This window comes from Brevibacillus laterosporus LMG 15441, assembly GCF_000219535.2.
Taxonomy (GTDB): domain Bacteria; phylum Bacillota; class Bacilli; order Brevibacillales; family Brevibacillaceae; genus Brevibacillus_B; species Brevibacillus_B halotolerans.
Map to the genome: position 1 here is coordinate 2,098,604 of NZ_CP007806.1, position 21,805 is coordinate 2,120,408.

22 protein-coding genes and 1 pseudogene are annotated in these 21,805 nt (G+C 41.0%); 15 read left to right on the top strand and 8 right to left on the bottom strand.

The features are described from left to right. Positions 1 to 98: 98 nt before the first annotated feature. The 7 genes from BRLA_RS09750 (at position 99) to BRLA_RS09780 (ending at position 6,989) form a co-directional block, all read left to right on the top strand. Positions 99 to 1,001, top strand: a complete 903-nt coding sequence (locus BRLA_RS09750; protein ID WP_003338644.1) for a LysR family transcriptional regulator — start codon at positions 99 to 101, stop codon at positions 999 to 1,001. A gap of 19 nt (positions 1,002 to 1,020) precedes the next feature. Further along, positions 1,021 to 1,404, top strand: coding sequence for a thioredoxin family protein (locus BRLA_RS09755; RefSeq protein WP_255253159.1), 384 nt, complete (start codon positions 1,021 to 1,023; stop codon positions 1,402 to 1,404). A gap of 129 nt (positions 1,405 to 1,533) precedes the next feature. Then, on the top strand, positions 1,534 to 2,274 hold the full coding sequence (locus BRLA_RS09760) for a glycerophosphodiester phosphodiesterase (protein ID WP_003338646.1): 741 nt from the start codon (positions 1,534 to 1,536) through the stop codon (positions 2,272 to 2,274). Beyond that, positions 2,271 to 3,182, top strand: a complete 912-nt coding sequence (locus BRLA_RS09765) for an RluA family pseudouridine synthase (protein ID WP_003338647.1) — start codon at positions 2,271 to 2,273, stop codon at positions 3,180 to 3,182. Before BRLA_RS09760 ends, BRLA_RS09765 begins: the two co-directional genes overlap by 4 nt. 110 nt (positions 3,183 to 3,292) lie before the next feature. After that, complete coding sequence (locus BRLA_RS09770) at positions 3,293 to 4,363, top strand: YheC/YheD family endospore coat-associated protein (protein ID WP_003338648.1); 1,071 nt, start codon at positions 3,293 to 3,295, stop codon at positions 4,361 to 4,363. Between the two features lie 168 nt (positions 4,364 to 4,531). Beyond that, positions 4,532 to 5,497 carry a DMT family transporter gene (locus BRLA_RS09775; RefSeq protein ID WP_003338649.1) on the top strand — a complete coding sequence of 322 codons (966 nt, stop codon included), beginning with the start codon at positions 4,532 to 4,534 and terminating at the stop codon, positions 5,495 to 5,497. A gap of 67 nt (positions 5,498 to 5,564) precedes the next feature. Beyond that, complete coding sequence (locus tag BRLA_RS09780) at positions 5,565 to 6,989, top strand: hypothetical protein (protein WP_003338650.1); 1,425 nt, start codon at positions 5,565 to 5,567, stop codon at positions 6,987 to 6,989. 99 nt (positions 6,990 to 7,088) lie between these two features. Here BRLA_RS09780 and BRLA_RS09785 read toward each other — a convergent pair whose 3' ends face one another. Then, positions 7,089 to 7,697, bottom strand: a complete 609-nt coding sequence (locus tag BRLA_RS09785) for a nitroreductase family protein (RefSeq protein ID WP_003338651.1) — start codon at positions 7,695 to 7,697, stop codon at positions 7,089 to 7,091. 290 nt (positions 7,698 to 7,987) lie between these two features. Here BRLA_RS09785 and BRLA_RS09790 point away from each other — a divergent pair, with 290 nt between their 5' ends. The 5 genes from BRLA_RS09790 (at position 7,988) to BRLA_RS09805 (ending at position 10,530) form a co-directional block, all read left to right on the top strand. After that, complete coding sequence (locus tag BRLA_RS09790) at positions 7,988 to 8,251, top strand: hypothetical protein (RefSeq protein WP_041752074.1); 264 nt, start codon at positions 7,988 to 7,990, stop codon at positions 8,249 to 8,251. 376 nt (positions 8,252 to 8,627) lie between these two features. Further along, positions 8,628 to 8,870 carry a hypothetical protein gene (locus BRLA_RS09795; RefSeq protein ID WP_003338652.1) on the top strand — a complete coding sequence of 81 codons (243 nt, stop codon included), beginning with the start codon at positions 8,628 to 8,630 and terminating at the stop codon, positions 8,868 to 8,870. A 143-nt stretch (positions 8,871 to 9,013) separates the two neighbouring features. Next, entirely contained in the window at positions 9,014 to 9,154 is a 141-nt protein-coding gene (locus BRLA_RS24235) for a hypothetical protein (RefSeq protein WP_003338653.1), read from the top strand. A gap of 30 nt (positions 9,155 to 9,184) precedes the next feature. Further along, a complete protein-coding gene (gene kapB / locus BRLA_RS09800) occupies positions 9,185 to 9,574 on the top strand; it encodes a kinase-associated lipoprotein KapB (protein WP_003338654.1) in 390 nt (129 codons plus the stop codon). A gap of 95 nt (positions 9,575 to 9,669) precedes the next feature. Continuing rightward, complete coding sequence (locus BRLA_RS09805; RefSeq protein WP_003338655.1) at positions 9,670 to 10,530, top strand: spore coat protein; 861 nt, start codon at positions 9,670 to 9,672, stop codon at positions 10,528 to 10,530. Positions 10,531 to 10,852: 322 nt separating this feature from the next. Here BRLA_RS09805 and BRLA_RS09810 read toward each other — a convergent pair. The 3 genes and pseudogenes from BRLA_RS09810 to BRLA_RS09820 form a co-directional block, all read right to left on the bottom strand. Beyond that, positions 10,853 to 11,257, bottom strand: a pseudogene (locus BRLA_RS09810) (CatB-related O-acetyltransferase); the annotation flags it as partial. Between the two features lie 438 nt (positions 11,258 to 11,695). Beyond that, positions 11,696 to 13,558: an NTTRR-F1 domain gene (locus BRLA_RS09815; RefSeq protein WP_081870805.1), complete on the bottom strand. Its 1,863-nt coding sequence runs from the start codon at positions 13,556 to 13,558 to the stop codon at positions 11,696 to 11,698. Between the two features lie 567 nt (positions 13,559 to 14,125). Further along, positions 14,126 to 14,572: a MarR family winged helix-turn-helix transcriptional regulator gene (locus BRLA_RS09820; RefSeq protein WP_003337175.1), complete on the bottom strand. Its 447-nt coding sequence runs from the start codon at positions 14,570 to 14,572 to the stop codon at positions 14,126 to 14,128. Between the two features lie 279 nt (positions 14,573 to 14,851). On the opposite strand from BRLA_RS09820, the gene BRLA_RS09825 reads away from it, so the two are divergent. Next, a complete protein-coding gene (locus BRLA_RS09825; RefSeq protein ID WP_003337176.1) occupies positions 14,852 to 15,934 on the top strand; it encodes a hypothetical protein in 1,083 nt (360 codons plus the stop codon). An 89-nt stretch (positions 15,935 to 16,023) separates the two neighbouring features. On the opposite strand, the gene BRLA_RS09830 is transcribed toward BRLA_RS09825, so the two are convergent. The 4 genes from BRLA_RS09830 to BRLA_RS09845 all read right to left on the bottom strand — a co-directional run bounded on the left by BRLA_RS09830 (position 16,024) and on the right by BRLA_RS09845 (position 20,139). Next, positions 16,024 to 17,067: a phosphodiester glycosidase family protein gene (locus BRLA_RS09830; protein WP_003337177.1), complete on the bottom strand. Its 1,044-nt coding sequence runs from the start codon at positions 17,065 to 17,067 to the stop codon at positions 16,024 to 16,026. Continuing rightward, complete coding sequence (locus BRLA_RS09835) at positions 17,057 to 17,491, bottom strand: hypothetical protein (protein ID WP_003337179.1); 435 nt, start codon at positions 17,489 to 17,491, stop codon at positions 17,057 to 17,059. Before BRLA_RS09835 ends, BRLA_RS09830 begins: the two co-directional genes overlap by 11 nt. 386 nt (positions 17,492 to 17,877) lie before the next feature. Continuing rightward, positions 17,878 to 19,638 carry a SulP family inorganic anion transporter gene (locus tag BRLA_RS09840; protein WP_003337180.1) on the bottom strand — a complete coding sequence of 587 codons (1,761 nt, stop codon included), beginning with the start codon at positions 19,636 to 19,638 and terminating at the stop codon, positions 17,878 to 17,880. Between the two features lie 174 nt (positions 19,639 to 19,812). After that, the gene (locus BRLA_RS09845; protein ID WP_003346086.1) at positions 19,813 to 20,139 is read right to left on the bottom strand and encodes an ArsR/SmtB family transcription factor; all 327 of its coding nucleotides are present in this window, start codon (positions 20,137 to 20,139) and stop codon (positions 19,813 to 19,815) included. A 624-nt stretch (positions 20,140 to 20,763) separates the two neighbouring features. Between BRLA_RS09845 and BRLA_RS09850 the strand changes: the two genes are divergently transcribed. Both BRLA_RS09850 and BRLA_RS09860 read left to right on the top strand, forming a co-directional pair. Then, positions 20,764 to 21,123: a VOC family protein gene (locus BRLA_RS09850; RefSeq protein WP_003337183.1), complete on the top strand. Its 360-nt coding sequence runs from the start codon at positions 20,764 to 20,766 to the stop codon at positions 21,121 to 21,123. Between the two features lie 338 nt (positions 21,124 to 21,461). Next, on the top strand, positions 21,462 to 21,803 hold the full coding sequence (locus BRLA_RS09860; protein ID WP_003337184.1) for a hypothetical protein: 342 nt from the start codon (positions 21,462 to 21,464) through the stop codon (positions 21,801 to 21,803). The last annotated feature ends 2 nt before the right edge of the window (positions 21,804 to 21,805 follow it).

Sequence of the window (21,805 nt, forward strand, 5' to 3'; positions counted from 1 at the left end):
ATGGATAAGTAAATAGCACAAAGATATAATGATTATAGAATGGATAGGAATTACCTATATGTATGGAAAGAAGCAACGAATAGGTGGTGGAGACAGAGATGGAATTGCGACAAATAAGATATGTGTTGATGGTAGCTCAAGAAAAAAGCTTTTCTCGTGCAGCGGAGAAGCTTCATTTAGCACAACCATCACTTAGTCAACAAATTGCAAAATTAGAACGTGAGTGGGGTGTTCTGTTGTTTCAGCGGTTGCCACAACGAGTCGAGCTAACTGATGCGGGCCATCGATTTCTACAATTAGCCACTCAGCTCATTGTGAAAGCAGATGCATTAGAACGTGAAATGGTTCAATTTGCAGAAGGGAACGCGGGGAGAATCGTAGTTGGTAGCCTTCCGATCACAGGGGCGTTTGTGTTGCCGGAAGCTTTTTCAGCCTTTACGAAACGCTATCCTCGCATCGAGGTTACTTTAATAGAAGACACATCTAGCAACCTGGAGCAAATGCTGGTGAATGGGAAGCTGGATATGAGCTTGCTAACAATGCCGATACAACATCCAGCAATAGTAACAACGCAGGTATTACAGGAGGAAATATATTTATCCTTACCACCTCAGCATCCATTTGCGGAGGAGCCGGTTGTTGAATTAAAGGCATTGGCAGATGAACCATTTATTCTGTTAAAAGAGGGGCAAGGATTTCGTACCATCTCACTCACATTGTGCGAGCAGGCTGGTTTTATGCCTAAAGTAGTGTTTGAAAGCTCCAACATTCAGACGGTGCAAGCTTTAGTAGCATCAGGCATGGGAGTTTCTTTTGCGCCTCATATGATTACAGGTTCAATGAACGGTAACGTCTGTCCCGCTTATGTGCATCTATTAACGCGCCCTAATCGAACCTTAGTAGTCGCATCCCATAAAGATAAGCATTTATCTGCTCCAATGCTAGCATTACGCGAAGAGATAGCCTTAGCCGGAAAGCAGTACTCACTAAACCTGGTGTAGAGACAAAAAAGTAGCAGGTGTGTTACACTATCAACAAAACATCATGGAAAGGAAGGATACATACATGAAAGAGATTAAAACAGAAGAAGCATTCCAAGAAGCCATTCGTTCTTCCAAACCGGTTGTAGTTAAATTTTATACGACCTGGTGCCCTGACTGCTTTCGGATCGACCCGTTTATGCCGGAGTTAGAGGAAGCCTATAAAGAACAATTGGATATGATAGCAGTTAACCGTGATGACCTTCCTGAATTGTCTCAGCAGTTAGAGATCATGGGTATCCCTAGCTTTGTTACGTTCAAGAATGGCAAGGAAGTTATACGTTTTGTAAGCAAATTAGCTAAAAGTCGTGAAGAGATCGAGCAATTTTTAGATCGTTCCGTGCAAATTAGCGCAGAACTTTAAAGCAAAAATTCGCTCTCAAAAATGTAAGGACGTTATAGCTTTTGCAAACAATTTGAGCAGATTTTGCTGAAAATGCTCATAACTATAAGCAATGAGGGAAAACTGGAGTTCTTTCAAGGAGGGTTGAGCTTGCGAAGCAATGTATGCATCGCGCACCGGGGTTGGTCAGGAGTTGCTCCAGAAAATACTTTGGCGTCTATCCGAATGGCACTTGAACACCCAAACATAGATGGGATTGAATTTGATGTTCAACTGACAAAGGACCAAATTCCTGTGGTTATTCACGACTATTCGTTGGGACGTACCACGAATGGAACTGGATGGGTTAAGGATCATACGTTTGCAGAGTTGCGTTCTCTCGATGCAGGCGGTTGGTTCAACAAGCAATTTGTCGGCGAGACGATTCCTTCCTTGGAAGAAGTGCTCATTGCCAATCGTGAGAAAAAATGGCTCAATATAGAGCTAAAGCAGATGGTGGCAAGCAAGGAGCAGGTGCTGGAAGAAAAAGTGATCCGTTTAATCGAACAGTATGATATGGAAGAGCATGTGATCATTACATCATTTCAACATCAGAGCGTCTATCACGTAAAAAGATTGGCTCCACGATTGCAGGTGGGACCATTGATTTATGGAATGCCACTTTTATTGCACGAACAAGCCCAGCATATCGGGGCCGACGTGTTATCGCTCGCGTATCCTTATCTGACCCAAGAGATTGCGGACCAAGCGAGGGATTGGGGATTTCATATCATAGCTTGGACGATAGATGATCCAGAACATATGCGACAGGTAGCTGAATTTGGATCGCATGTGCATATCTGCACCAATCATCCCGATAGATGGTTTTCAAAGAAAGGAAGTACGGTATGATTTCAATGAAAAGAGAGGGAGAGTGGCTTCTTGGCACGCTAGGCGAACAAGAGGCTGCTCTTTCTTTTGGAGACTTGCTTCGAAAAAGATGGGGATTTCCCAAAAAAACAGCGCACCTTTTATTTCAAAACAAAGAGATTCTGGTCAATGGCCAACCAGCAACCCAAGTCCAAAAAACAGAAAGCGGACAACATATTGCGATCCGCGTTTGTCAGGAAGAGGAACTGGGATTAGAGCCAGTCAAAGGTTATTTACAAATTGTCTATGAAGACGATCATATCTTGATTGTTGATAAACCAGCGGGCTTGCTTTTACATCCTACCGAGCCTACTCACCATGAGACATTAGATCATTGGGTGGCCGGCTATTTTCAAGAACAGAACATAAAGAACAAGGTTCGACATATTCATCGTTTGGATCAAGATACATCTGGACTCGTGATGTATGCGAAACATCCACTCGCAGGAGCTATGCTTGCTGAGAGATTGGAAAGACGAGATATTTCTCGCCAGTACATCGCTTTTGTGGAAGGAATCATGCAGGAAGAACAAGGTAAAATAGATGCACCTATAGGAAAAGATCGTCATCATGCAACGAGAAGACGTGTTTCGCCTCAAGGTGACCGAGCTATTACGCATTTTCATGTGATTGAACGCTATCGTGATACGACACAAGTATCCTGTCGTCTTGAAACAGGACGGACTCATCAGATTCGTGTTCATTTCGCTTATTTGGGCTATCCATTGCTCGGGGATATTTTGTATGGGGCTAGAAAAAATCAAGCACTGCAAAATAGACAAGCATTACATGCAACGAAACTTCATTTTATCCACCCATTTGGGGAGCAGCATGTGGAGGTCACAGCAAAGCTGCCACAGGATTTACAAGAGCTTAAGACCCGATTATAAAGCAATAAAAAGTCCTTTTAAGACAAACCCTAGAGAAAAAGCTGAAAGCCAGGAAACGAATGTCCGTATAATGAATACAATGCCTAGAGATCACATGAAAGGGCGATGGTATGAAAAAAACCATCATCGGTGTGCTAACCTGGCGATCAGGACGGACGTTTGCAGAACCTGGCTATTTTAAAAAGCTATTCCAAGCATCAAAGCGATTGGGAGTAATTCTGTACCTGTTTTCCCCTCAAGATGTAGATAAAAAAGCGAAGCTAGTGCAAGGATTTTATTGGTCCCGTGACAAAGGGTGGCTTTCTAAACGCTTTCCTTGGCCGGATGTGGTGATTGATCGCTATCGTTATCGATCTGATCAGGCTTTCAAGAAGTATCTAGATTTTCGTAAGCGAAATCACATGCATTATGCAAATAATCGACTCGCTAATAAATGGAAGGTACACCAGGTCTTGTCCGCAGAGCCTTCTATGGTAAAGTGGCTACCAGAAACCTATTTGTATACAGAAGAGAGAATAGCGAAATTGCTAGGAAGCTATTCTCTTGTGTATATAAAGCCAGTCAATGGTACGGGTGGCAGAGGAATCGTAAAGGTGGAACGTGTAGGGAATCATTATGAGCTATTGGGAAGAAATGATCAGCGAAAGAAAATCAAAGCTACATGTAAAACACTCATGGAAACAACCAAATGGCTGGATACATGGAAAAGGAAGGATAAATGGATTGTACAGCAAGGCTTGCACATAGACCTGCTACCTGCAAGATCAGTTGATGTCCGTTTACTCATTCAGAAGGAAGAAACAGGTGTCTGGGATGTGACTGGAATGGGTGTTCGGATTGGCCCAATTCATTCAGCTACCTCTAATCTGCATGGTGGGGGACAGGCAAAAGAGTTAGCTTCGTTTTTGGAATCGTTATTTGGAGCAGAAAGAGCACAGATGATTAAAAAAGAGTGTCATCAATTAGCAAAACGGACCGCTCTCACAGTCGAACGGCATTTTGGCCGGATGCTGGAGCTTGCCCTTGATATTGGCATCGATGTAAATGGGCTTATTTGGCTGATCGAGGTAAATCCTAAGCCTGGCCGGGAAATTTTCCGGGAATTAGGACAAATGAAAACCTACCAGCAAGCGATTGAACGTCCCATTCAATATGCAAAGTATTTGGCTTCACAACAATAGCACAGCTTTGGTGGCACGAGTTACCTCGAATACAACGGAAATACAAATATTCAGGCGCCCGAGTTCTAAGGAATTGACCGGCTACCGCCTGCTTTTTTTCGTTTCGAGGATGGACAAGAAATACTACATGTTATAAAAGCTGACAGGAGTAGAAGGAGAAACGAATGTATGAAAGCTGAAAAATTCTTTACACATCCCGCGGGTATTGCTGTTGCTGCCACAGTCACTACCTTTTTATGGGGAAGTTCTTTCCCGTTTATTAAAAAAAGCTATGAGCATTTACAGATCGCAAAGTCAGATATCTTTGAACAGATGCTTTTTGCTGGCTATCGTTTTGTGCTGGCCGCCCTTGGAATCTTATTGGTGATGTTTTTGCTTCGTAAACAGTTAGCGTATCAAACAGGCTCCTTGAAGCGATTGGTAAGGGTCGGAGCTTTTCAAACATTTTTGCAATATATCTTTTTTTATATTGGCCTTAGCTATAGTTCAGGGATTCAAGGCTCCATTATTGCAGGAACTACTTCCTTTTTTCAGATTATCCTAGCTCATTTTATGTATAAAAATGATTCATTAAGTATTCGAAAATGTGTGGGATTAGCGATTGGATTTCTAGGTGTTATTATTGTTAATTTACCGAGTGGAGGTTCAATGGCAATCACATTTGGAATAGGAGAGATTTGTTTATTGGCTGCTATGTTTTGTGGTGGGTTGGGAAATATTTTGTCAAAGCAGGAAGCAGCTCATCTCGATATTCTATATTTGACCTCGTATCAAATGCTACTAGGGGGATTAGGTTTACTTGCAGTTGGAGCTAGGCAGGTAGGGATAATGCCTTTTCAGTTTGATTGGGACACCAGCCTGATGTTGCTCTATTTGGCATTTATTTCAGGTGCTGGTTTTGTATTATGGAACAACATCATGAAGTACAACAAAGTAGGAAATGTTTCCATGTATTTATTTTTGATTCCCGTATTTGGAGTTCTTCTTTCCTCCGTTATGCTACAAGAAGCCATTCATCTCGTGGTATTAGTTGCTCTGGTTTGTGTAGCTGGCGGCATTATCATTGTTAATAAACAACGGTCCGCAACATCAGCTACAGATCATGTAGAAAAAGCTGGAAAACCATTGAAATAAAGATATGTGCATTCACCCACCCTCTCCTTTAGGCATATGGTACAAAAGGGGAGGGGTGTTGGAACTGATGCAGGTTGAGTTTGGATGGCTTCATTGGATATACGTTTTTTTTATCCTGCTTATTATTTTGCTAATGGTGCTGAGGAGAGACACAAGTCTTATCAGTATAGTAGGGATTGCTGTATTGGGTTTTGTGGCAAGTGGCTCCTTGTATACAGCAGTAGAGGGAATCTTTAATAGCTTCATTTATGCTATCAATGAGTTATTACCTACCATTCTCATTATTTGCGTAATTGTTGCCATGACCCTAGTATTATCAGCTTCTGGAGTAAATGAAACAATGATTACACCTATGACGTATTTTATCAAGGCACCAGGCCCAGCTTACTGGATCATTGGAGTTTTTATGATGGTGATCTCATGGTTTTTCTGGCCATCACCAGCAGTGGCTTTAATTGGTGCTGTTGTGCTCCCTGTTGCTGTTCGAATAGGGTTACCAGCAATAGGCGTTGCCATAGCGATGAATTTATTTGGTCATGGGATAGCATTATCTAGTGATTTTATTATTCAAGGCGCACCCACCCTTACTGCAGGAGCTGCTGGGATAGCAGTGGAGGATGTCATACGTGCAAGCGTCCCTTTAATCATGGTCATGGGACTTGTTTCAACAAGTGTTGCGTTTTTTTTATTACGTCGAGATATGAAAAAAGGAAAATTGCAAGCCGATTCAGGCTTGTTACCAAATAAAGCTTTTGTGGAGGAAAAAGGGGAAATAAGGGAGGATGCTTCAGCAGATATTCCCTTGCTTTCAAAGCCAGTGCGTATTGCTTTTTCTATTTTAGTTCCCGCCTTGTTTGCCTTAGATGTTCTAGCTATGTGGCTTTTTGATCTAAAGGGAGGGGATGCAACAGCTTTAGTTGGTGGCACAGCCATGTCAATTATGTTGCTTGTCACTATGTCTATGCACAAAAAAAGGGGCTTGGAAAAGACTACAGAGTATCTCATCCAAGGGTTTCAATTCGGCTTCAAAGTGTTTGGGCCTGTTATTCCAATAGCAGCCTTTTTTTATATGGGAGATAGTGGTTTTATCAAGGTATTTGGTGAAATTTTACCTGTTCATTCTCAGGGAATAGTGAATGATCTAGGGGTTGCTTTGGCTCAGACCATTCCGTTAACCAAGGAAGTAGCAGCAGCGACTGTTGCGGGAGTCGGAATTATAACTGGTTTAGATGGCTCAGGATTCTCTGGTATTAGTTTGACTGGGTCGGTGTCCCATCTTTTTGCTTCTTCGATGTATGATGGTGTTGCCACTCTTACGGCTTTAGGTCAGGTTGCAGCCATATGGGTTGGTGGAGGTACTCTAGTTCCTTGGGCGTTAATCCCAGCAGCAGCGATTTGTGGTGTCAGTCCGTTTGAGTTAGCGAGGCGCAACTTGATCCCAGTTTTAATCGGACTAGGTGCGACAACAATCGTTGCTGTTCTTCTACTTTGAGAGAAAAGACCAGAGAGGCGTGAAGAGATACTCTGGTCTTTTTGAGGTACCGGGTGGTTTTTCGCTAGATGGGCTTCCATATATTTCATTTTCATATGATTAGGAAAATGGATCTCCAAATCTGCCTTCAAAAATGGTTTCGTCTAATTTTCGTCTAGAATTAGGCATCTCACGTTCTTGAAAGGCTTCTGATAAGGCTTCTTTTTCTCCCTGATAGCCAATAGCGATAACGACTTCAATCTCGTATTCATCTGGAATCTTCAGTAGCTCACGGGCTTTGTCAGGATAGAAGCCACCCATTGCGTGAGTGACCAGACCCTGACGAACACATTCTAGTGCTAAATATCCCCATGATGTGCCCGCATCAAAGGAATGAGAGCGAAGCGGTTCATTACGTGAGGAAAGCTTGTGAGATAAGAGAAGGGCAAGCACAGGAGCCTTGTCGCACCAAGCGGTATTACCAGACATAATAAATTCCAGAAAAGTAGCCCGATCTTCTGGTGAGCGAGCCAAAATATATCGCCAAGGCTGTTCATTACTACCTGATGGAGCCCAACGTGCCGCTTCAAATATGCGATATAATTTTTCAGGTTCGACAGGCTTTTCCGCAAATGAGCGTGGAGACCAGCGATTTAAATAAATAGGATCAATCGCATGCTGACTTTTGCGATGAAGTTGTCCCCATGTAGATTTTTCACTATGTTTCATTTGATTTGCCCTCCTTTTTGGTTGAAGCAAAAAATGTTTGGCTGAATTTTCTGTTATTATCGCTTGATGTAAGTATAGCAATGCAAATCCTTTTTGGCACTTCTAAAACTGTTTAAGGGGAAAGTTATGCCTTTTAGGGTATCCATTATCGTAACGCATCTATCAAGAGGCTACTGATTTTTGTTTACATAATAAAATTATAAGCAACCATTTCCTACATGATTTCCACATTTCCTCCATACTCCTGCTTTATGTACTCGCTAAGATAACGATAGAAAGGCGGGAAGAGTATGCAAGAATTAAAATCAGCACGCTTAGAAATCTGTGCTATGTTAAATCAGTGTCAGTCTTGCAATTTGCCTCTGCTTCATCGCCGTCCTGGTCAAAAAAAGCGGAACAATCAGTTCTGTGCTACCCATTGTAGTTTTTACAGGGAAATTCAGATGAAGCGACGTAGTATGGAGCGTTTGCAAATACAACGGAGAGCACAGCTTGGAGTGCCACGCACAGGGACAATGGAACCAGACGAGGAACGTGTTTTCGTTCTTAGTTAAAATAACATAGACAGTTTTACTTGCTTTCAGTTGAACATAGTGAAAAAAAGTCGACAAAAGCCCACAAAAAGCACATCAAATGTATCTTAGCTGGATTTATGTATTTGTAGGATGACTAAACAAATAGGAGATACGTTAAGAGAGAGTAAGCTTTATGTAAATGAGAGAACCGAACACTAGTAAGGGTTGTTATTCTTTGCTTCACAATGTTTTGTGAGAGTAAACAATAGCAGCCCTTCTTTCATGCATAAAAATAAACGCTTGTCTATTCTTGTAGAAAATGTGCAAATAAATTAACTTGTACAAGCGACTGTTTCACTCTATCCTATAGATAAGAATTCAAAATCGGAACTGGAAGCAAGAGGAGGTAACCTATATGTCAAAAGATTTACTTGAAATGCTTGAGGAGCTACATGAAGATAAACAAAGGTATGTACATTATTTAGAACAAAGCGAAAAATCTCTCTCGCAACTTATCATGACAAAGGGAGACGCTCATTGCGCAGACACTCTTAAACTTCTGCAAGCCACCGAATCGGAAGTAGAAACCTTACAAAAATTAATTTCTTATATTGATTTTAAGATAAAACTTTTACGAGTAAAAGAATACGCTTCCTAGGAACCTCATCGCCCCAGATGGGGTTCCTTTTTCATAATAATAGATATGATTTTTTACATAAAAAGTTGTCATCTGTTCGTATCCTACCTGCATCTGCTACAATAGGAGCATCAGCTGTAAAACGATGACGGAGGGAAATACACATGTCACAAAACCAGGATCAACAACCACAAAATCATACAGAGCCTAGAGTAAATAAGGAAGCTAAGGTTGTCATTATTACTTTTATTGGGTTAATGGTCATTTGTGTGTTTATTATTGGCTGGTTTATGTTTCTCCGCTAGGATACAAACGAAGAAAGCAGGTGTAGTAATATGTCAGAACGATCTCTACAACTAGGTGATATCGTTACAGTAAGACATCGAACAGGTGAATATATTAGTGAGATTATTGAACTGACGCCAAGTAAAGCGTTAGTCAAAACATTAGCAGTGCTCACACACCCTACACAAGGTGATTTACATAATTTATACGAAACGAATGTACCTTTGTTTCATCAGCGCAAAGCAATGGCTTTTCTTGAAAAGGTATATGTTCCTACAGCCGTTTTACAACCCTATTCAGGAGAAGGTGTGCCATCCTATCCCGACTCTTTACAGCAGGCATTGCAAAAGCTAGAAGAGCAATTGCGTGAGCGCGGCGATGAGTATGCTAACCTTGCGCTACATCAATTAACTCAGCTTCGTGAGGAATATTTTTCATAAAAGGCAACCCTCTTTGGTCATAAAACACGGAAAAACAGGGAATCCTAATTAGGGATATAACTCTGATTTTTATCAAACCAAGGGGGTTTTCGTGTATGGCAGCAGGATTAGGTGCACATGAGGTGCTAGATTTACATGAAGTCTTAGATGGCATGATTAACACTGGCAACAATATGCAAATGTATCGTTCGTATGTGAAAGATCCGCAATTAATGAGTATATTGGAAAATCAACTGCAATTTCATTTGCAATCCTACAACATGCTCATTTCTATTTTGCAACAGACAAATTATCAGAAACCCATCCAAGAGCGCCATTTGAAAATTTTGGGATATTCACAACCTACATATGGTTTGCGTCAACCTACTCCGTTAGCTCCTTCTACTTCTCCACAGGAAATAGATGATCGCGATATTGCTAGTTGCATGTTGGGATTACATAAATCTGCGGCGACTATTAAAATGACGGCGACATTGGAGTGTGCAGACCCAACGTTGCGACGGGCACTATCACAAGCTGCTGTTAATTGTGCAGATATGGCATATGAAGTGTGGCAGTACATGAACCAGAGAGGCTATTATCAGGTGGCTACTTTGAAGGAAGTAACCACGCAGACCATGATCAATACATATCAGCCCACTATGAACCAATCATTTGGTCTACATTCTCCTCTTATGAATCAACCAGTTAAGCCATCTCCACAACTGGTCTCACAAGTCCAACACATGAATCAACCAAGCGCATCGATTTTACCTCAGCATACATATGCTAATTATTCTGGGACTTCAGGAAGTGTTGATGTGCAGCACAGCAATCAAAATGTAGCAAGTGGAATAGGAAATCAAGCTATGCATGCTCAAACGCTAGATCATACTATTCCTCATGGGGAGCAACAACCATCCGCTGCTAGTATCTTTAGTAATCATGTGGGACATGCTCCGCACACAACGGAATAACGAAGGACAGTACATCCCGATAAAAGCTACCTCCTTTTTTAACAGGGGCTTTTACTCGGGATGTTTTTGCGAACTCGGGTATCATCGAAAGTTTGGCAATGTTCATGTTACATGTTTTGTACTATAATAGGGGAGTGTTTATATAAAAGGAGAGTTTTTAATGTCTCGGGCTGTCATAGATGCAATACTTTTTGGAATAGTTGCTCTGGTTCTCTTTGGGGCAATGGTCTACTACATTAAAAAATGGAAATGAGAAAAAACGCTAATCTTATCAGAGAAGGGATTAGCGTTTTTGCATTTTATGAAGGTGTATTTGTGCGGCTTATTTCATATGTAGCAATGCCGCACGATCTCCATTCATAATGATATCAATGTGATTTGAGATTTTTTCAATGTCCCATTCCCACCATGCCACATCGAGCAGGGCAGTAATGATGTTGTCTGAAAATCGCTTCTTCAGCTCCTTGGAGGGATTCCCACCTACAATCGTATAAGGTTGAACGTCTTTGGTTACAACTGATTTGGCGGCAATAATTGCACCGTCTCCAATTTTCACTCCTGGCATGATACAGGCATCCATACCTATCCAAACATCGTTTCCAACCACGATGTCTCCTTTACATGGAAGTTCTTCGATAGCTGGTGTAAACTTTTCCTATCCATGCCCGAAAATGTTAAAGGGATAGGTAGAAAAGCCCTCCATCTTATGATTAGCCCCATTCATAATGATTTACTCCTTTTGGATTAGAATGAAAATGTCTAAATTTTATACAACAAAAAAACTCCTAATCCACTTTCTGGATAGGAGGAGGTTGGCTAATCATGAACAGAATTATTTACCTGATAAAGGCAGAATTATTTCATCTAAAAATTAAAAAAGCCAGCACTAATCCTGTCTAGAAAGTGTTTCGTATGATACGAAATTTTCATTAAAAATAGGATGAGTTAATCATTGGACTTTTGTTCACCCTTTCGAATTACATGTTTTCTACTATATTGAGCAGAATGTTCTTGTAAAGAAATGGATTCTTGAACAAATTGAAAGGAATAGTGCAGAGGGGGGAATCAAGATGCTTAGGATTTTTGATGCAAGATATAAATACATAGAAATTTTAGTTTTAATAAAAAAGAAAGGCGATATTCATCGCCTTTCCTATTTAGATTTTTAGTTTAATTTAATAATTTTTATTATGACTCCACTTACACTGCTGCTATTGATAGTGAAAGCATTATTCAGTAAATTTCTCAGTTGCAGAGTGGAGTTAGACGGTATTGTCACAATAGCTTCTCTTGAGATTTGGATAGTACCTGTAGAGTCAGTATTTGCAGTTACTGTGGAAGTTTTGAAACCAGGAATTTCTTTGTTATTAATAGTCAAGCCAACTTCGATATAATCTGGTTGCAATGCGCTGATTGGATTCACTGTTACAAGGAAGCAAATGGAATAGTCTCCTCCCTGAGTAACGCTGATAGTGGTTGCATCAGATTGTGAAATTCCTCCATGAGATGGACCAGTAATATCAAAAGGTATGGCTTCATTTGAAGATATTAACATAGTCTTGCTTAATTCGAAGAAACCGTAAGAAGGTGAGAACACTCCAGCTGGTCCAGTCGGTCCGGTAGGTCCAGTCGGTCCAGTGTCACCGGTAGGTCCAGTTGGTCCGATGTCGCCAGTCGGTCCAGTTGGTCCGATGTCGCCAGTCGGTCCAGTTGGTCCAGTGTCACCGGTAGGTCCAGTCGGTCCGATGTCGCCAGTCGGTCCAGTCGGTCCGATGTCTCCGGTAGGTCCAGTAGCACCAGTGTCCCCGGTAGGTCCAGTCGGCCCGGTGTCTCCGGTAGGTCCAGTTGGTCCAGTGTCACCGGTAGGTCCAGTAGCGCCAGTGTCCCCGGTAGGTCCAGTAGCACCAGTGTCACCAGTTGGTCCAGTGTCGCCAGTCGGTCCAGTAGCGCCAGTGTCGCCGATCGGTCCAGTCGGTCCGGTGTCTCCGGTAGGTCCAGTCGGTCCGGTGTCCCCGGTAGGTCCAGTTGGTCCAGTGTCGCCAGTCGGTCCAGTTGGTCCAATGTCTCCGGTAGGTCCAGTTGGTCCAGTGTCGCCAGTCGGTCCAGTTGGTCCAATGTCTCCGGTAGGTCCAGTCGGTCCGGTGTCCCCGGTAGGTCCAGTTGGTCCAGTCGGTCCGGTGTCGCCAGTCGGTCCAGTCGGTCCGATGTCGCCAGTCGGTCCAGTTGGTCCGATGTCTCCGGTAGGTCCAGTGTCACCAGTCGGTCCAGTTGGTCCGATGTCGCCAGTTGGACCAGTTGGTCCGGTGTCACCGGTAGGTCCAGTTGGTCCAGTGTCTCCGGTAGGTCCAGTTGGTCCGATGTCGCCAGTCGGTCCAGTCGGTCCAATGTCTCCGGTAGGTCCAGTCGGTCCGGTGTCGCCAGTCGGTCCAGTCGGTCCAGTCGGTCCAGTCGGTCCGATGTCGCCAGTCGGTCCAGTAGCGCCAGTCGGCCCAGTAGCTCCGGTAGGTCCAGTAGCGCCAGTCGGTCCAGTAGCTCCGGTAGGTCCAGTAGCCCCTCCACTAACCTGTAATAATTCGATGTCATCAACAACTATATCCGCAGTAGTTAGGGTAGGAATTTTATTAATAATAAGCAAAGCTTGAGTAGCCGTTGCTGGAACAACAGTAGTGGTTTCATAAATTGTAGTCCAAATATTAGCGGTGTTATCCGGAAGATGGCCGATAGGTATTGTAATATTAAGTCCAATACCAACAGGGGTAGCTGTTACGTCTAAATAGAGAAGGGCAATATTTACTTGAGGACTCAATAAAGTACCTAATTTTGCAATGGATAGAAAAAATTCAAAACTATCTCCAGGTGTTACAGGTACTGATTGAAACAATAGACTATTTACTGTAGTTCCAAATAATCGTGCACTAAAAAAACCGGAATGACTTTGTAGATTAGTAATTGCTACATTTGTAAAGCTCCACGGGATCAGGGTTCCCGTTTCAAAATCACCATTTACAATTTTGTTACTAAAGGGCAACTAAACCACCACTTTCATGAAAAAGGTTTTGGTGCTAGTACATCGTATGTTGCCCATTCTATTAAGGGAACGGTAAGTATCATTAGATCGAACCCCAATTTTGAAAGAATTGCCTAGAGTAATAGATTATATAAAAATCACATAAAGAAGATTAAAAAGCTTACTCACATAAAAGCGTACAGATGTAAAAAAGCAGAGATAATAAAAGACCGTATATTAGCAAAATAATTTTATAACTAGTTCTTACAAAAAACGTTTCTTTCCTAAATATTGAGCTCCATGGAAAAGCAGAGGAGAGATGAATAAAAACAATTCATATAATTAAGGAAGCAAAAAATAATAGATGAATGGGAGGGATTAAACTAAATCGGGCTTGATAAAAGTAGCAGGGGGAAGAATTCATTCTTTCAAAGAATACACTTTTGACTCCTAATTTGAACGAATCAAAAAGAAGCCTGATAAAAATAATAGAGGATTTTATCGATAATAAAATGATTCTAATTTATAACTTCCATATGAAAATGAGATAATACCGGCGTAGCTGATACTACGCTGGTATTATCTAAATTAATGTACTCCCGTTTTAAGGCTGTTTAGCTGCGTATGTAAGGATTTTAACAATCTAAGTAAGGTATCCACATCTTCAGGGTCCATGCTTTGTAAAGCCGTTTCCATAACATGATGAGCAGAAGAGTGATTATTGATCGTTTGAGATAACTTGTGTCCTTCAGGTGTCAACGACAAAATAGTTTCGCGTCTATCTTGAGAAGGTTCTCTGGTAAGATATCCAAGCGTTACTAGTCCATCTATAGAAATACTCAGAGTGCTTTTAGCTGTTAACAAGCGATCTGTTACTTGTTTCAATGTTTTTAACTCCGGATGGAAGCGAATGACATGTAAAATAGCTAACTGTTGCAAGGTAAGGCCAGCATCGGCAGCATCTAGCTGGGTCAATTTAGATGTGATCCTATTGATAGCCCAAAATGATTGCAGAAACGCAAGGGATTGTTTCATTTCTACCCTCCTATTATTCAATTTTAACACCTTTGATTTCTGATAAATAGTTTAAGTTTGAATTATTGGATATCGAACGATTGCATGCATAAGTTTAGCTGATGCTTTATAAATTGTAAAGGATGCTTTCAACACACTTAGTGAGCTTGCATATAGTATAGGAAGCGGATATGACCAGGAAAGTGTCCGAGAGGTTGACTGGGTGTATTCATCTGACATCTAACCGTGTGTTACGCAGGGGTGTTGTTCGTCTATGACAATGAAGAGGGGGGATTTCATATGCCAAACCATGTACGCCATATTTTCGCAGCAGTCTATACCTCCAAAGGGTATTACAGCTTTTATGATTCCATTTTACAAGATATAAATTACCTGTACCTGATAGATGGTCCGATCGGTACCGGGAAGTCGACTGTTCTTGCATCGATCCAACAAAGGTTGGCTGAACAAGGGGATACCATACAAGTGGTTCATTCTCCTTGGGAGCAAAAAGATATAGATGCTCTGCTATTACCAACCCAACGAATTGCCATTTTAGATGGGAACATTTATGAGAAGGCAGTTGCCGACAAATCAAGATTTAAACGAACTGTTATTGATATAAAAGAAGCTTGTGATGTAACAAGGCTTACCCAATCAGAGTATCAAAATAGGGAATACGAAGAACAAATGGAGGCCGAATTAGAAGAAGCGTATGCTTCTTATCGTGATGCGTTGTTTGTTCATGATGATTGGGAGAGAATTTATATAAGTAATCTAGATTTTGAGAAAGCCAACAAGGCAGCAGAGGAAGTCTGCCAAACAATCTTTGGGGATGTTTTTTTACAGAAGGAATCACGTGTGCAAGAATGTTATTTTGGGGCAGCTACGCCAAATGGTAATGTGGATTATATTATGAGCCTAACGGAAGAGATCGTGCGGTATTTTATTAAGGGACGTCCTGGTTCAGGGAAGTCTACATTGCTAAAAAAGGTAGTTCAGGAAGCCAAACAGCGTGGTTTTGACATGGAAATTTATCATTGTGCCTTAGATCCAAATAGCTTAGACATGGTTATTGTACCGGAAGCTAATGTAGCGATTTTTGATAGTACAGCCCCGCATGAATATCTTCCCAACCGGAGCTCTGATCGCGTTATTGATATGTATGAACGAGCAATTACTCCATTTACGGACCAGAAGTATGCCTTTCAATTGCGTACCATATTGAAAAAATATAATCAGACAATCAAAAGGGCGAAGGAGCATTTGATTCAAGCTAAATGGTTCCGAGATCAGATCGTTAATCAAAATGAGCAAGCAGTATATTTTGAAAAGTTAGATGTGATTACAGATCGGTTACTAAATCAGTTGAAGGAAGCATAATTTGATAGTCTATAAGGAAAAACAAAACGCGTCCCTGTTTAAGTCGACCTCAGGAACGCGTTTTGTAATGAATCGTGCAGTACGAAAAGTTAAGGAAGAACTACTAAATGAGTAGTCAAAGATAATTCACGCCCGCTAGAAGGATGGTTTAAAACTTTACCATTATAATAAAAGACACTGGAACTTCCACCATCTAGGTTGTATGCGTCACGTACTTTAAACTCAAGCAATTTACGTTGGGCTTCCTCTAGGGTAACCCCTTTACTGCCACCTTTGTTGCGTCCGTCAATTACGATAAATAACAGATCACCATTTTCAAAATTTCCAATCAGTGTACGTGGTTCACGCCGGTTTGCCCATGCTTTTGGAATTGCTTTTTTCTGACCATTTTCCAAAAGGATTGGCAAGAAGCTCGCTCCCTGCATGATGCCGTTCTTTTTCACTTGCTCTTGTGAGGTAAGACGTCCACTGTGCAAGCGACCATTTTTATTAAAACCGACAAAGCTTAGATTCGGATTATTGGAAAATGTCTTGACCTGTCCATCTACCACTGTAATGCCGAGTGGAGCGAGTTTACCATTGCGCTTATCAAAACCACCTGCATTCACTGCTAAGACGGCACCTTTTCGTTTTGCTGCATGACTTGTTGTTTCCCCTCTACTATAAACGCTATCGTTGGCCAAGACCATTTTCAGCGCATTGGGGTTAAACAGATGGACTTTTGCCATGTAGCCGCTATATCCAGCTTCTTTAAGCGAGTACACTTTAATTCGCGAATTTTTACCGAAGTTTTGTCCAATTGGATCTCCTAGCAGGTTTGCTAGGATTTCATCTAGTAATCCAGTAGATTGCTTCGTCTGGTTTTTGCTAGCTGCGACCAGATTATCAAGCTGCTTCTGATAATGCTCTGCTTCTTTTTTATCCTGATCAGCCGTTTTACGTAGACTTGCCAAAATGTCTTTCGTTTCATTAGAGGTTTTTTCCAGCTCCGACATTTGGGCAGCGAGTTGAGCACTTTTTAACGATAGCTTGTCCATATTGGCTTCCAAGGGTGAGGGCTTGGCAAAAGCAAGCAGAATCCCACAAAGGGGAGCCAGCAATAAAACAAAAAACAGATTCAGCCTAGAAAGCACGAGCAGCATCCTCCAGTTTTTTCAGAGAGCCCTTCAGTTCCGCCAATTGTTTATCTAATGTTGTAATTCGTTGTGACAGAGCTTGCTTCGTCTTGTCTGTTCCAGAGATGGTCTCACCAGTTAATGCTAATTCCTCTTTAATTCCATTCATCTCGGACTGTACATCTCCCATTTGTGTTTCAATCATCTTCATCAACTCATCATTTTTGGCTTCCACCATGCTTATGCGCTGATCCAGATAACTCTGTGAAGCAGAGATATAACTTTGGGCAAGCAAAAAACCGCCAAAGCACAATCCACCCCAGAGTAGCACAATACCAGCGACTAATATTCCCTTGCGTTTGGGAGTGCTTAGTCGTTTTTGTTTTGATGGTCGCACGGCTGCTGAAGCTGATTTTGTTTGCTCCATATAGCTTTGATTCATTCCATTCCCCCCATTCAAGAAGTCAGGACAGTCCCTTGTAGTTAGGGAGCTTTTTACTTGTTCTCTTTTTCGAAAAAGCTTGTCCAAACAAAGGCATCAAACAAGACACCATTCGTGTAATGTAGCGTTAGTACGACATTTTTTACACGACACTCTATTATAGCATGGAATGAATTACGTGTATTTTACCAACAAAATGGAAGAACGAAGAAAAGAGCTTATTTTCAGCAGTTATCTGCTAAATACGTGGAATTTCTCTGTTTTTCGACCTGTATAGCAAGGGTAGACTACTTGCTTGCAGTACTAAAGCTGGATTTAGCTATTTATGTAAAAAATGGAAACGGGCAGTTTCGTAATCGAAAACTGTCCGTTCGTTACATTCCTATTTATTGTTCTGATAATTGTTTGATTGGCAGAACGGATTGCTGTTTCGCTGCATTTGGATCGGATAAGACCGTGCATTCACGGAAGCTAAAATGCTTACATCCTAAGCATTTTTGATAATCTAATTGAGTTAAAGCGTACTCAATAGCTTCACCTGTATGCGCAAAAAAGTGCTCCTCCCCAATTTTATCTGCCAGACCTGTTTTTGTTATCACTTCTTTAGGCTGAGTCTGAATGCCTGATATGAGAACTTTTCCACCGTTTCTTGTAAAATCGTTCACTACATTTGCAAGGTTAGACTCACCAGTGGTGTCCATAAAAGGAACCTTCGCCATCTTCAGGAGTAGTATTTTAGGGCGATAATGAATGGTTTGCATAATTGATGATTCAAACATAGCAGCCGCACCAAAGAATAGCGCTCCTTCAATGGTAAAAATAGCTATTTGAGGACAATCGTGTCCTTCCTTTACCATATGAGGAGACATTTTTTCGTGTTTTACTGTCGGATCAGGCAGTACCTTTGCAACGGTTAAAATGTCCCTCATTCGCTTCACAAACAGGATAATTGCCAAGATTAAACCTGCTTCGACCGCCGTTACTAAATCGGTTAATACAGTTAGGAAGAAAGTGATTACTAAGACAAGCGAATCACTTGTTTTGGTTTTTACGATATGAGTAAATGCCTTGCGTTCACTCATATTCCAGGCCACAACCATTAAGATAGGGGCCATACTGGCTAAAGGAATGGAAGAGGCCCACGGAGCAAACAGCATTAATACGATTAACACAACCAGACTATGAATTATTCCTGAAATCGGACTCTTGGCACCACTTTTTATGTTGGTAGCTGTACGAGCAATGGCTCCAGTCGCAGGGATTCCACCAAACAAGGGGGTAATCATATTTGCAATTCCTTGCCCAATTAGCTCACGATTGCTTTTATGACGGGTTCCGGTCATACCATCAGCCACTACCGCAGATAACAGAGATTCAATTCCTCCGAGTAAGGCAATCACAAAGGCAGGCTTAAGCAACTGAACAATTCGATCCAAGGTGATATCAGGTATATGAAAGTGGGGAAGAGTGCTGGGAATTTCCCCATATGTCGAACCTATGGTTGCTACTTTTCCTTCAAAAAACCATGCTGCCAGCAAACTGGATAAGATAAGTCCGATGAGAGACCCAGGTATTTTGGGAAACAGCTTGGGTGTAATCAAAAGAATAGCGAAACAAATAAGTGCGGTTACAATGCTGTATGGATTGATTGTGGACAGATGGATTCCAAGCTCCCGCATATTCGAAAGAAAGTCTTGATGCCTTTGGACTCCTGTTAACCCCAAAAAGTTTGCAATTTGGCCAGTAAAAATAATGACAGCTATGCCAGACGTAAATCCAATGGTAACTGGACGCGGAATGAATGCAATAAGTGCACCTAGCCTCAAGATTCCCATCAGAACGAGCATTACTCCAGCTAATAAGCCTGCAATTAGTAGATTCTCATACCCGTACTGCATGACAATCGCAAATAAGATGGGAATAAAAGCCCCAGTAGGTCCCCCAATTTGAAATTTGGACCCACCAAAGAAAGAAATAAGAAAACCAGCAATAATCGTTGTGTAAATTCCATATTGAGGGCTAACGCCAGCAGCAATAGCAAAAGCCATTCCTAAAGGAATGGCAATGACACCTACAATTAACCCTGATATGAGATCATGTCGAAAATAAGTACTGTTGTAGTGCTCGAATCTTCCCGACAATTTCATTTTTAACCCTTCTTTTTTTATATATTTGATTATTTGAATATAAGGGGAATATACACCCGCTGATCCGTTTTTGTCAATGTAGGAAAAGAGCTGATACATCTGGTAAAAATTTGGATTACAAACAAAAAAACAAGAAAATCCTGTTTCAGTGAGATTCTCTTGCTTTTTTTATGTTTATTCATCCCGCATGTTTTGAAGTAAAGAAATGGCATCTACTAAATGATTGTCAAAAATCTGCTTGGAAACCTTAAGTAAATCTTTAATAAGGGGATCTCTCAGTGAGTAGATCACAGAGGTGCCTTCTTTTGTTCCACTTACCACATTTTTATTTCTAAGGACAGCTAATTGTTGGGACACAGCAGAACCTTCCGTTCCTAAAATAGCCTGTAGTTCATTAACGTTTTTATCACCTTCACATAAAACCTCAAGGATTCGAATACGCAAGGGATGGGCCAGGGCTTTAAAAAATTCTGCTTTAAATTGTTGAATTTCTCGGTTCATATATCTAAACTCCTTACAAACAATTTTAATGATAGGAATATAAGAATAAGATAACACAGATAGTCAGGAAGTTGTAAAAGAGTACATGGCTACTAGTAATATTTTTTGATTCATTCTAATCATCTATGCTGTAGATACCGATTTTAATAGTAACAGGAGGGTGATTTTCTTACCATTTTATTTTATTCATATTATGATCATATATATAAAATTTTGCAAACTGTTCAATTTGTGTACACATTTTTTCCATATAGGCAAATTTTGCTAGATTTTTTTCAAAATATGGGTTATGATCTTAATAGAAAGTGACTTTCTATTTTTACCCAAGGGGGAGATATTATGAGCATCGCAATCGCTGTATTACAATTCCTTGGCGCAGTTATCCCTTTAGTAATTGATCTTCTAAAGGCGATCGCTTAGGACTAATCATTTTCAAATTGTTTTAATGTCCTTATTTTTAACATTATTGCCAAAAGGCCAGCTTCCTATGAGCTGGCCTTTTGGCATTTTTGAACTAGTAAACTATTTTGGTAGTGGCTCTATTATCAACTCAATTGTTTTTTAAACAGTGTCAGGAAATGTCACTATTAGGGTCTAGAATGGAGGGAGAAAAGGGGGAGAATTATGTTTAAGCAATTACATTGCCTTGCCATTTATACGAAAGACTTGGAATCAGCTATTCTTTTCTATGAGAAAATGGGGTTAGTAAAAAAGTGGGAGGCTGAACAAATTCCGGGTAAACCATGGAAACTAGTAGGTATGGGGTTTGAAGGAGGCCATGCAGAGTTAGTTTTGAAAAATAACCCTGAATTACATTTCATAGAGCCAGAGATTTTTGTAGAAGATGTCACTGCATTCTATGAACAGTGGAAAGACGATCCTTCCATTCAGTGGATTCGTCCGCCATTTTCCAATTCATTAGGTGGTCATGTAGCTATTATGGAGGCCCCGGATGGTAATGTATTTGTATTAATCGGGAAGTAGGCTGATAAATATGATACAATGGGAGGAATGTAACTTTTATTGATCATAAAAACATGGGGGAGAGAGTGATTGAACTTTATTGGAAAACACTCGCTAAATCTATTGCTGCTGATTGTCGGGCCTACATTTTTCCTGAATCTATTTATTAAGGAAGGCACTGCAAAAAATATCATTAGTGTCGTTAGTTTCCTTCTAGTGTTGCTTGTCGTTATTTGTGGAAGAAGATATCAAAATAAGAATTCAGAATAACGGAAAAGATGTGATAAATCCCTTCTTTCTCGGTTCTTATGTGTGACCTTTCTACATACATTGTTGTCAGAACGAAAGGAGAGGGGCACATGGAAGCTACAATTGCTCGGTATTTTGCGATCAAACAACAGCAAAAAGAGTTAGAAGAGGAGCTGGCAGAGCTACGCCGGATTCTGTTGGCTGTTTATCCAGAACCGTGTGAGATTGAGATAGGAGACTACCGTCTGAAAATTAGTCAACAAGAGAAGAAAGAGTTTAATGAGGAACACCTGCTTAAAGCCGTAGAAGATCCACAAATATGGAGGCTGATGTCCAAGGTGGATGTGGCAAAAATAAACAGCCTACTTAAGCTAGGTGTCATAAAAGAAGAAACACTCGCAGATACGTACACGGTGAAGCAGACCTCATATGTTCAGGTATCCAAAAAGTAAGC